An 856-nucleotide genomic window follows, 5' to 3' on the forward strand; every position below is an offset into this window, starting at 1 on the left:
GGTGGTGCAGCCCGAAGACAGTGAGCAGCGTGGCACGCCTTATCACTGGCTGCCGATTGAGCAGTTTGTTCCCGCCGGGCGTTTTTTCGATGACGATGCACAGCCCGACACGTTTTACTACCAGCTCCAGACCGAGCAGGATTTTCTGGGCAGGATCCAACATCGGCTGTGTTTTTTTGATTTGACCGGTAAACCGGCAAACAACTTACCTGCCATTGAGGTTTCGTGTTATTTCACTGGCTACCATGAACAGGCACTGACACTGAAACAAGGTACGATTACGGTCACGCAGGAAAATTCGCCGTCTCATCTCAGCGTCCACAATATCACGCCGGTCACCACTGATTATCCGCCATTGTTACAGGAAAATAACGGCTGGCCGCTGCTCTCCTGCCTCTCCAGCCCGCCGATGATGTTATTTGCCACCGACAGCCTGAAACAGTTTCTTCGGTTGTTTGACCCGTATGCTGACACCCATCGCCCCTTGAGCCGTCAGTTCCAGCAACATATTGACGGCATTGTACAGGTGGAAGAGAGTCTGACTGACCGGATGCGGCGGGGGCGCCCCATTCGCGGGCATTTACTCTCACTGACGCTGAACCCTGATTGTTATCGTAATCAGGGAGAAATGTATCGCTTCTGCCGGTTAATTAATCAGGCACTGGCTTGTTTTATCACCCAATCTTCGTTTGTCATGCTGGAGATTTTCACCCCGGACAGTCACAAGGTGCTATGGCAGTTCTGGCACGTCGATGGGTTACGCCCGGCCATGTAAGGCATGCATGTCATAACCGATAAGGAATAAAAAATGAAAAGTGGATTACGTTTTACCTGCCACATCGCCGGTGTGCCGGAA

1 protein-coding gene is annotated in these 856 nt (G+C 51.9%); it reads left to right on the forward strand.

From position 1 onward, the window contains the following. Positions 1–775: type VI secretion system baseplate subunit TssF (locus tag Xedl_RS19820; RefSeq protein ID WP_143187515.1), on the forward strand; the 775-nt coding region annotated here is incomplete at its 5' end. Between the last annotated feature and the right edge of the window lie 81 nt (positions 776–856).

Source organism: Xenorhabdus eapokensis (assembly GCF_001908105.1).